This is a genomic window from Nocardia nova NBRC 15556 (assembly GCF_001613005.1).
Lineage (GTDB): Bacteria > Actinomycetota > Actinomycetes > Mycobacteriales > Mycobacteriaceae > Nocardia > Nocardia nova.
On sequence record NZ_BDBN01000076.1, the window covers coordinates 40,456 to 50,867 of the forward strand.

At 68.5% G+C, this 10,412-nt stretch carries 7 protein-coding genes; 2 read left to right on the forward strand and 5 right to left on the reverse strand.

What is annotated here, in order from left to right:
* Positions 1 to 62: 62 nt before the first annotated feature.
* The 3 genes from NN2_RS26895 to mca all read right to left on the reverse strand — a co-directional run bounded on the left by NN2_RS26895 (position 63) and on the right by mca (position 7,153).
* A complete protein-coding gene (locus tag NN2_RS26895) occupies positions 63 to 5,516 on the reverse strand; it encodes an ATP-binding protein (protein WP_063017002.1) in 5,454 nt (1,817 codons plus the stop codon).
* Between the two features lie 324 nt (positions 5,517 to 5,840).
* Positions 5,841 to 6,215, reverse strand: coding sequence for a hypothetical protein (locus tag NN2_RS26900; RefSeq protein ID WP_439955868.1), 375 nt, complete (start codon positions 6,213 to 6,215; stop codon positions 5,841 to 5,843).
* Between the two features lie 5 nt (positions 6,216 to 6,220).
* Positions 6,221 to 7,153, reverse strand: coding sequence for a mycothiol conjugate amidase Mca (gene mca / locus NN2_RS26905; RefSeq protein WP_063017006.1), 933 nt, complete (start codon positions 7,151 to 7,153; stop codon positions 6,221 to 6,223).
* A 184-nt stretch (positions 7,154 to 7,337) separates the two neighbouring features.
* On the opposite strand from mca, the gene NN2_RS26910 reads away from it, so the two are divergent.
* Both NN2_RS26910 and greA read left to right on the forward strand, forming a co-directional pair.
* Positions 7,338 to 7,835, forward strand: coding sequence for a DUF4307 domain-containing protein (locus NN2_RS26910; RefSeq protein ID WP_082857295.1), 498 nt, complete (start codon positions 7,338 to 7,340; stop codon positions 7,833 to 7,835).
* A 275-nt stretch (positions 7,836 to 8,110) separates the two neighbouring features.
* Positions 8,111 to 8,605 (forward strand): transcription elongation factor GreA, encoded by a 495-nt coding sequence (greA, locus tag NN2_RS26915; protein WP_030518168.1) that lies wholly within the window; start codon positions 8,111 to 8,113, stop codon positions 8,603 to 8,605.
* A gap of 176 nt (positions 8,606 to 8,781) precedes the next feature.
* On the opposite strand, the gene NN2_RS26920 is transcribed toward greA, so the two are convergent.
* Positions 8,782 to 9,930: a cystathionine gamma-synthase gene (locus tag NN2_RS26920; protein WP_063017008.1), complete on the reverse strand. Its 1,149-nt coding sequence runs from the start codon at positions 9,928 to 9,930 to the stop codon at positions 8,782 to 8,784.
* A 104-nt stretch (positions 9,931 to 10,034) separates the two neighbouring features.
* A partial coding sequence (locus tag NN2_RS26925) for a transglycosylase SLT domain-containing protein (protein ID WP_156511478.1) occupies positions 10,035 to 10,412 on the reverse strand: 378 nt, incomplete at its 5' end.

Below are 10,412 nucleotides of genomic sequence, written 5' to 3' on the forward strand. Positions count from 1 at the left end.
ATGATCATCGCAACGCGGCCGAACCCGTGACCGGCCGCGGACGGCCGGTCACGGGCAGGAAATCAGCCGAGACGCGCCTCGATCGCCTCGATGATGCGCGGCCGCAGCTCGCGAGCGCTGATCACCGCGTCGACCGAGCCGACCTCGACGGCGCGGTGGATGTTGTGCACCCGGTCGAACTCGGCGGCGACCTCGCCCAGCTTCTCCGCGCGCACCTGCGAACGGACCTCGTCGAGTTCGGCGGACAGCTCCGCGCGCTCGGTGCCCGACGCGTTCGCGACCCGCGACTCCAGTTCGCGCACCCGCGAATCCGAGGCGGTGCGGGTGTTGACGTCACCGGCGAACACCACGGCCGCGGCCGGGGCGCCACCGAGCACCGAGGCGAACGAACCCTCCAGCGCGAGCACGGTCATATTCGGGTTCAGCGCCTTCGAGAACACCACGAACGCACCGCCGTGGTAGCGCGAGATCACGCAGAACACGATGGGCCCGCGGAAGTTCACGATCGCGCGGCCGATTTCGGCACCGTATTCGAGCTGCAGCTTGCGCATCGACTCCGGCGATCCGTCGAAGCCGGACAGATTCGCCAGCACCACCAGCGGGCGGTTGCCACTGGCCGCGTTGATCGCGCGAGCCGCCTTCTTCGACGACCGCGGGAACAGCGTGCCCGCGGTGTAGGTGTCGGGTCCGTCGGTGGAGGGGAAGCCGCGCCGCGGCACACCCCGCGATTCGATGCCCAGCAGGCAGACCGGGATACCACCCACATGCGCGTCCTGGACGACGGCGGTCTCCGCATCGGCCATACCCGCCCAGCGCTCCAGCACGGCGTGGTCCTGATCGGCCAGCGCCCGCATCACGGTGCGAATATCGAAGGGCTTCTTGCGATCCGGGTTCGCGGTCGCGGAGAAGATCTCGCCGACAGTCGTGAAATCGCTGTCCGGCACGTTGTGTGGGAACGTGCACACGTCGCGGTCGATCGGGTCGGTGGTCTGCGCGCGGCGCGGACCCTGCTCACCGGGAGCGATGTAGGTGTGGTCGTAGTGCGACATCAGCACATCGCGGGCTCCGGCCAGATTCGGCGCCCAGTACTGCGCCTGACCGTTGGGGCCCATCACGCGGTCGTAGCCGCCGATGCCGAAGTTGTCCTCGGCCGACACACCGCCGGAGAAGTCCAGCGCCTGCTTACCGGTCAGCACCATCGCCGAATCCGGGGTCATCACGAGGATGCCCTTGGTGTGCATGAGCATCGTCGCCTCGGCGTTCCAGTACGGCTGCGCGCCGACGTTGATGCCGGAGACCACGATGTTGATCTCGCCGCCGTCCTGGGTGAATTCGACGATGCGCTTGAGCGCCGCCGCCACCCAGTCCATGTTCTCGGTACCGGACTTCATCGAGATCCGGGCGCCGGAGGACAGCGCGTACCACTCGAGCGGCACCTGCATCTGCTCGGCCAGATCCAGCGCCGCGATCACCCGGCGGCACTCCGGCTCCGAGAGCGCGCCCAGCGACTTGGTCGGATCGCCGAGCAGCACCACCCGCGTGATGCCCTGCGGATGCCGGTCGGTCGGCGTGTTCACCACACCGGCGACCATCGCCGCGGTGTTGCGGCCCTTGGGCCGGTCGACCGGGACGAGGGTGTGCTCGGCGTCGAGATCGTATTCGGTGAAAGTGCCGAGCAGACCGGTCAATTCGTACGGGTACACGGTACCGCGGCCGGCGGCCCGCAGCACCTTCTGGCGGTACTCGTCGAGCGGTTCGACCGGATCGTCGGTGCGCTCGCCGACGGTGACCTCGGTGCTACCGGTGGCATCGAACCGGATGCGCACGACGAGCTTGACGAGCTCACCGGTCTGCGCGTCGGGCTGGCGGGCGATGAGCAGGATCTCCTCCAGCCCGGCGCCCGCGGTGGCCGGTTCGACGCGACCGACGATGGTGTCCAGCTCGGCGCGGGTCACATCCAGCGGCGGCCAGATGTAGAGCACGATCCGGTTGGTGTGGAAGCGCTTGGCCGACGGGCGCCGCGACTGTGCCCGGCGGATCGAATCGACACAGGTCGCGACCGTGCTCTCGGCGGTCGGCAGCGACAGCAGCCGACCCTCGTGGTCACGCAGCGCGGTCAGGTCGCGCACCTGCGCGAAGGCGATCAACCGCTCGTCGGCGGGGTTCTCCTTCGCGACACCGCGGAACAGGTAGACCTCCTCGTCGGAGGACGGCAGCCGGGTGAGATCGAATTTGCGCAGGCGGCGCATCTGCATCCGCTCGGCGATATAGGGGTGCAGGCCGCGGATCAACCGCTCCTCGGCCAGACCGGTCGCCGACGGGCGGAAGGTGAAGTGGTGGTGCATCACCGCGCCGTTGCTGCCCGCGACGGTGGCCGTGATCCGATTCACCTGGTTGGGCAGCGACCGGGCGCCGAGCACCTCCTGCAGGGCGGCGGCCATCGCGTCGAAGTCCTCCGGCTGGTTCTCCCAGCCGAGGTAGATGTCGGCCTCGATGGAGGCGGCGCCGCCGGCCAGTTCGGTGAGCCCGCTCAGCACCGTGTCGAGCGAGTCGAAACTAACGGCCGCGGAGACCAGATTCACACCGCGGCGTTCGGCGACCACGAAGGTGCAGCCGTCCACCTCCTGGGTGCGGACGTCGGTCAGGCCCTTGTTGCCGTAGTACCGCCGGGTCAGCACCTCGAGCATGACGGTGTTGTCGGGGTTGCCCCGCACCAGCCGCTGGGCCAGCAGGCGTACCAGCGGTTCGGTGCTGCGCACCATCTCGGCGATGCGATCGGCGCGGTCGGCGGCGTCCGGATGCGCGTCCAGATGGCTCAGATGCTTGCGGACCGTGGTGTAGACGCGCGCGCGGTTGCGGCGCAGCAGCGGCTGGCCGTACCAGGCGTAGACCACACCGCGGGTGATGTCGGCGATCACCGGGAAGCGCACCTGGGTCGCGGCCACCAGCCGCTCCAGCGCCAGGCCCACCGGTTCCTGCAGCACCCGATCCGGCACCGGCTCGCCCAGCCATTCGCGCAGCAGCGTGGTGACGACGGTGACCGTGTCGGACGGGCGCTGCTGGGCGAGGAAGATCCGGAAGACCGCGGCCTCGAGTTCCGGGGTGCGCTCCAGGTCGGTGACGCCGTAGTGCGCGAGCGCCTTCGACAGCTTGGCCCGGTAGGACTCCGGCAGTCCGGCCCGCTCGACGTCGAGACTCTGCAGATAGGTGTGGAAATATTCGCGGGCGCTGTGGACGTGGCCGTGGCCGGCGTCCTCGCCCCAGAACTGGCTCAGCTCGGCGAGATCGGTGAAGACCTCGATCAGTTCCAGTTCCTCGGCGAGCGGGCGGCGGCTGTCCGCGATCGCCGCGCGGCGCGCGGCCAGGTAGTCCGTCAGGACACGGCCGCCGTCGTGCGGGTCGACGTCGAAACCGAGCAGCAGCCCGCGCAGATCCTCCTGGCCGCGCACGGTGCGCTCGTGGGCCAGCACCTCGGTGGGCGCGGTGGGCAGGTCCAGTTCGACCGACTCGACCGCGGCGGCCTCGTCGGCCTGATCGTCGTCGGCGATCGGTTCCAGCCGCAGCAGCGGCGCGCCGGCCTCGACCTGCGAGCCGACCGAGACGCTGCACTCCTTGAGGCGCGCCCTGAACGGCGACCGCAGCACGGTCTCCATCTTCATCGACTCGAGGACCAGCACGGGCGCGCCCGCCTCGACCTCGTCGCCGACCTCGAGCGGCTTGGCGACGACCAGCGCGGGCGCGGGCGAGCGCACGACACCGCCTTCGTCACGGCTCACCCGATGCGTCACGCCGTCGACATCCACCACGTGGGTGGGGCCGTGCGTGCCGGTGACCAGCCGATACCGGGTGCCGTTGACCACGATCTGACCGGTGTGGCGGTCGAAACGCTCGAGATCGACGTCCGCGGTGGCGATCTCGCCGGCCGCCTCGATGCCGATCCGGAATCGGTGCGCGCCGACTCGCGCGACCCGCAGGCGGTAGCTCGCGCCACGCAGCTTCAGATCCAGCGGGCGGCCGCTCTCGTGCTGCACCTGCGGGCGGCCACCGGCGGCGGTGGACAGCAGCCGATGCCGCTCGGCCCGCTCCTCTTCCTCGTAGGCGTCGATGGCGGCGGCGGCCAAGGCGACCGCGGTGTGCCGCTGGGCCACCAATCGGCCCTCGCCGCGCACCCGGTCGATCCAGCCGGTGTCGGCGCTGGCGTCGATGACCTCGGGCTGGTCGAGCAGATCCAGGACGAAGCTCTTGTTGGTCGCGCCGCCCTCGATGATCACGCGGGTCTCGCCGACCGCGCGGCGCAGCCGGCCCAGGGCCTCTTCGCGATCGCGGCCGTAGGCGATGATCTTGGCGATCATCGAGTCGAAGTCGGCGGGGATGGTGTCGCCCTCGCTGACACCGGTGTCGACGCGGATACCCGGGCCGGCCGGCAGATCCAGCAGGGCGATGCGGCCCGGCGCCGGGGCGAAGTCGCGGTCGGGGTCCTCGGCGTTGAGGCGGGCCTCGATGGCGTGCCCGCGTTCGGCCGGCGGCTCACCCTCGAGCCGTCCGCCGGAGGCCACGTGCAACTGCGCCCGGACCAGGTCGAACCCGGTGGTGTACTCGGTGATCGGGTGCTCGACCTGCAGGCGGGTGTTGACCTCCAGGAAGGCGAACAACTCGTCGCCGGGGTGGTAGAGGAATTCGACGGTCGCCGCGCCGCGGTAACCGACCGCCACCGCGAGCCGCTCGGCCGAGGCCTTGAGATCGGCGACCTGTTCGGGCCGCAGCACCGGCGAGGCGGACTCCTCGATGACCTTCTGATTGCGCCGCTGCACCGAGCAGTCGCGCACGCCCAGCGCCCACGCGGTGCCCTGACCGTCGGCGATCACCTGAACCTCGACGTGGCGAGCGCCGGTGACCAGCCGCTCCAGGAAGACGACACCGCTGCCGAAGGCGCGGGCCGCTTCCTGGCTGGTGCGCTCGTAGGCGTCGACCAGTTCGGCTTCGTTGGTGATGACACGGATACCGCGACCACCGCCACCGGCGGTGGCCTTCAACATCAGCGGATAGCCGATGTCCTTGGCCGCCGCGATGGCGGCGTCCAGCGTCTCGACCGCACCGCGGCTCCAAGGCGCCACCGGCACCCCGACCTCTTCGGCGATCAGCTTCGCGCCGATCTTGTCGCCGAGTTTGCGCATGGCGTCCGGGCTCGGACCGATGAACGTGAGACCGATGTGATCGCACAGTTCCGCGAAGGCGGGATCCTCGGCGACGAAACCCCAGCCGACCCAGGCGGCGTCGGCCTTGGTCGCCACCAGCGCCTTCTCCAGCGCTTTCAGATCCAGGTAGGGGCGGGCGGAGGCCGGACCGAGGTCGTAGGCGATATCGGCCTCGCGCACGAACGTCGCGTTCCGGTCGACATCGGTGTACAGAGCGACGGTTTCGATCTGTCGCGCGGTCGCCGCGGCCAAATCTCGGACGGCGTGGATAAGGCGCATTGCGGCCTCACCCCGGTTCACGATGGCGATGCGGCTGAACACTCGCCGACTCCTTTCCACAGCGTAGGCCCGGTGCATGGGCAGAATTCGAGGTATCGCGGCTCCGCGTAGTGTGCACCTTTATTCCACGAATGTGTACGCCGTGCAGGGTTACCCGCACGTATCGTGTGGGATCCCATACGAGTCGTCCGGCCGATTCCCGCCGAAGCGCGGTATCGAGACATGCGTGAGCGAGCGCCGGGTCGTATGACCCGGGCAACATCGAAGCAGATCAGAGCATCAATCGACGTCGCCGCCCGCGGCCGTGACCGGCCTCGGATTGCGATTGGGCGGCGAATCGGCGACGACGCGGCGAATCAGCGGATCTCAGGAGGCCTTACCGGAGGCCGGCGGAGGGGTGGACGGACCCGAATCGCTGCGGCCGGATCCGTTGGCGGCGCCGTCGCGCGGCTGCTCCGCCCGATCGCCGCCTGCCGCATCGCCACCTGCCGCATCGTCACCATCACCGGCGACACCGTGTTCGGTGCCCTCGTCGGCTTCCTGGTCCGGTTCCGGATGTTCGCGGGAGAAATCCGCGGGCAGCTTCTTGATGTGCTTGTTCATCGAGCGGATCAACAGCACCGTGCCGGCCAGCAGCACGAGGATGATCACCAGACCCAGCGGCGACGCCTTGCCGAATTCCGGACCGGTCGGGTTCGTGGTGGTGTTCTGGGCCAGCAGCGCGGTGTGCGCGTACAACATCGACATCATCGAACGGTGCCCTCGACCGCCCGGTCGGCGACCATATCGTCGGCGACCATGTCATCTGCCTCCGCATCATCGGCGTCCCGGATTCCGGCGAACAGGTCGTTCTCCGGAATCGCGGTGCGCACCCGGGTCCTGGCCAGTTCGAATTCCTCGGTCGGCCACAACCGCTGCTGCATCTCCAGCGGGATCGCGAAGAACATGCCGTTGGGGTCGATCTGTGTGGCGTGCGCGCGCAGGGCCTCGTCACGCTGCGGGAAGTACTTGCCGCAGTCGATCTGCGTGGTCACCCGCGACATCACATCGCCGTGTTCCTGGGCGGCCTTGCGGATGCGCTCCATCCAGTCGCGCATCGGGAACGGCTCCCCGATCCGGTCGTACTCGTCGGCGAAGGTCTCCAGCCGCTGCAGGCTGAAACCGTGGTTGTAGTAGAGCTTCAGCGGCGTCCACGGTTCGCCCGCGTCGGGGAAGCGCTCGGGGTCGCCGGCCGCCTCGAAGGCCGCCATCGACACCTTGTGGCACATGATGTGGTCCGGATGCGGATAGCCACCGTTCTCGTCGTAGGTGGTCATCACGTGCGGCCTGAACTCGCGCACCACCCGCACCAGGGCCTCGGTGGCCTCTTCGAGCGGCACCAGCGCGAAACTGCCCTCGGGCAGCGGCGGCAGCGGATCTCCTTCGGGCAGACCGGAATCCACGAATCCCAGCCAGCGGTGCTGCACGCCCAGTGCCTTCGCGGCGGCCGCCATCTCCTCGCGGCGGACATCGTCGATGCGATCGAGAATGCCCGGCACATCCATCGCCGGATTGAGGATGGAGCCGCGCTCACCCCCGGTCAGGCTCACGACCAGCACGTCGTCACCCTCCGCGGCATATTTCGCGGTGGTGGCGGCGCCCTTGCTCGACTCGTCGTCGGGGTGGGCGTGCACCGCCATGAGGCGCAGCGGCCGATCGAAGCTGCCGCTCACTTCTCGTTCACCTCGTTGCTCACCGTTTCACCTCATAGCCGTCCGCCGTGCCCGAGCGGCACGCGGGTGTCCGAACTGCATTCCCTATAGTTCCATCCGACGGTCTTTTGTTCCGACCTACCCCCTGATCGACCACGGGAGCAACCACATCATGAGCGAGGCGGCACCGCAGTCCGACCGGACCGATCCGGACGGGCGCACCGCCGACGCCGCGACCGGGGCGACGGGAGCAGGCAACGATCGGGTGTCGAATCGTTACGGAACCGGTCCCGTGCGCAACCTCCGCTGGGTTCCGATCGCACTCGGCATCGTGGTGGTGATACTCGGGCTGATCGTCGCCTATGTGGGTTATCGGCAGTACGGTCCCAAGGATATCGAGCCCGACCAACTCGGCTACGACGTCGTCGACGATTCCACGCTGACCGTGCACTTCAAGCTGACCCGCAAGCATCCGGAGCAGCCGGTGGTGTGCCTGGTACGGGGCATGGACACCGAGGGCAGCGAGATCGGCCGCCGCGAGGTGCTGATCCCCGGCTCGGACAGCGGAACCGTCGAACTCACCACCACGGTGCGGACCACCGCCCGGCCCGCCAACGGCAATATCTATGGGTGCAGCGATCAGGTACCGGCCTACCTGAAGGCCGGCTGACACCCCCACATTCAAGCCTTCTACCTGCACATATCCAATTCGTGCTAGAATGGCGCGAACACGGTTCCGAACGCTCGGAGCCGTGTTTGCTGCATTGACGGCCAGCGCTGCCGGTTCCCGGGCACACAATGCCCGCGCACCGTCGGGGTTCGAGGAACATCCCCCCGGATCGCTCTAGCCGTCGACTGTTGCTGTGCGCGGACACGTTCTCGCGCATGCGCGACGGGTATCACGGACCCCGGCACGCCGGGAACAACTACTAGGGAGTGATCGAGATGACTGAGACGCAAGTGACCTGGCTCACACCGGAGTCGCATGAGAGGCTCAAGAGCGAACTCGACGCGCTCATTGCCAACCGTCCGGTCATCGCGGCCGAGATCAACGAACGCCGCGAAGAAGGCGACCTGAAGGAGAACGGCGGCTACCACGCCGCGCGCGAGGAGCAGGGTCAGCAGGAGGCCCGCATCCGTCAGCTGCAGGAGCTGCTGAACAACGCCAAGGTCGGCGTCGCGCCGACCAAATCCGGTGTGGCGCTTCCGGGTTCGGTGGTCAAGGTCTACTACGACGGCGACGAAACCGACACCGAGACCTTCCTGATCGCGACCCGCGAAGAGGGCCTGGGCCGATCGGACCTGGAGACCTACTCGCCGAGTTCCCCGCTCGGCGGCGCCCTGATCGACGCGAAGGTCGGCGAGACGCGCGAATACCGCCTGCCCAACGGCAACATGATGAAGGTGACCCTGGTCAGCGCGGAGCCGTACCACAGCTGACGGGAAGGTGTCGTCGATGGACGCGAGCAGCGGCGGTGATACCACCGCGGCTGCGTTGCGCGCGCTCCTCGGCAGATTCGGCCGGGTCGGCAGCAGCCCGGCCGGATACCTTATATAGCTCTACCCACACGAACGGCCGCACCGATTCCGGTGCGGCCGTTCGTCGTTTCCCTGCGTCAGCCCAGCGCGCGCTCCACATCGGCGAGCAGATCGCTGATGTCCTCGATACCGACCGACAGTCGCACCAGATCCGCGGGCACCTCCAGTTCGGAGCCCTCGGTCGAGGCGTGGGTCATCGCGCCGGGGTGCTCGATCAGCGATTCCACTCCACCGAGCGATTCGGCGAGGGTGAAGATCTTGGTCCGCGCGCAGAAGTCGTGCGCGGCCTGCTTACCGCCGCGCAGCCGCACCGAGATCATGCCGCCGAAGCGGCGCATCTGCTTCTGCGCCACCGGATTTCCGGGATGTTCGGGCAGGCCGGGGTAGATCACCTGTGAGATGGCCGAGTGCTCGGCGAGGAATCCGGCGAGGGTCTCCGCGTTGTCGCAATGCCGATCCATCCGCAGCGCAAGGGTTTTGATGCCGCGCATGGTGAGGAAGGCGTCGGTGGGACCCGGAACCGCGCCGGCGCCGTTCTGCAGGAAGGCGAAGGCGGCGTCGAGTTCGGCGTCGTTCGTGATCAGCGCACCGCCGACAACATCGGAATGACCGCCCAGATATTTGGTGGTCGAATGCAGCACGATGTCCGCGCCGAGCAGCAGCGGCTGCTGCAGATACGGCGAGGCGAAGGTGTTGTCCACCACCAGTTTCGCGCCGCCGCCGTGCGCGACGTCGGCCAGTGCCGAGATGTCGCCGACGTTGAGCAGCGGGTTGGTCGGCGTCTCCAGCCACACCAGTTTGGTGTTGGGACGCAACGCGTTGGCGACCGCGTCCGGATCCGACACCGGGGCCACGGAGTATTCGATACCCCACTGCGTGAACACCTTGTCGATGAGCCGGAACGTGCCGCCGTAGGCGTCGTTCGGGATCACCAGGTGATCACCCGGGCGCAGCGTCGCCCGCAGCACACAGTCGGTGGCCGCCATCCCCGAGGAGAATGCCCGCCCGTAACTCCCGGATTCCAGCGCGGCCAGATTCGCTTCCAGCGCGGCGCGGGTCGGGTTACCGGTGCGGGCGTACTCGTAGCCGCCACGCAGCCCGCCCACGCCGTCCTGGGCGAAGGTCGAGCTCGCGTAGATCGGCACGTTCACCGCACCGGTCTGCGGGTCGGGATCGAACCCGGCATGCACGGCTCGTGTGGAGAACCCCAGCTGATCGTCGGTCATGCCGACCAGCCTAGATCCGTGCCGCCGCGGCGCTCGAGGCGGGAACCCCCGGCCGGGGATCGATGTGAGCGGGGTCATGCCCGCTCGGGCGCGGTCGCCTCGGCTCAGTACGCCGAGTTGACGTTGTCCATCGAGCCGTAGCGATGCGCTGCGTAGTTGCAGGCGGCCACGATGTTGGCGACCGGATCCCAGATGTCCCAGGAGGTGCCGTCGACGTGATAGGCCGCGAAGGTCGGGTCGATGACCTGCAGCAGACCCTTGGACGGGATGCCCATGGCGGCGTTGGAGTCGTACAGGTTGATGGCCTGGGTGTTACCCGAGGACTCCCGCATGATGTTGCGGTAGATGCCGTTGTAGCTGCCCGGGATGCCGTGCGCGGCCATGATGTCGAGAGCGTTGTGGATCCAGCCGTCCAGGTTGTCCGGGTAGACCGGCGCCGGCGGGGGCGGCGGCGGAAGCGGCGCGGGGGCGGGCGCCGGAGC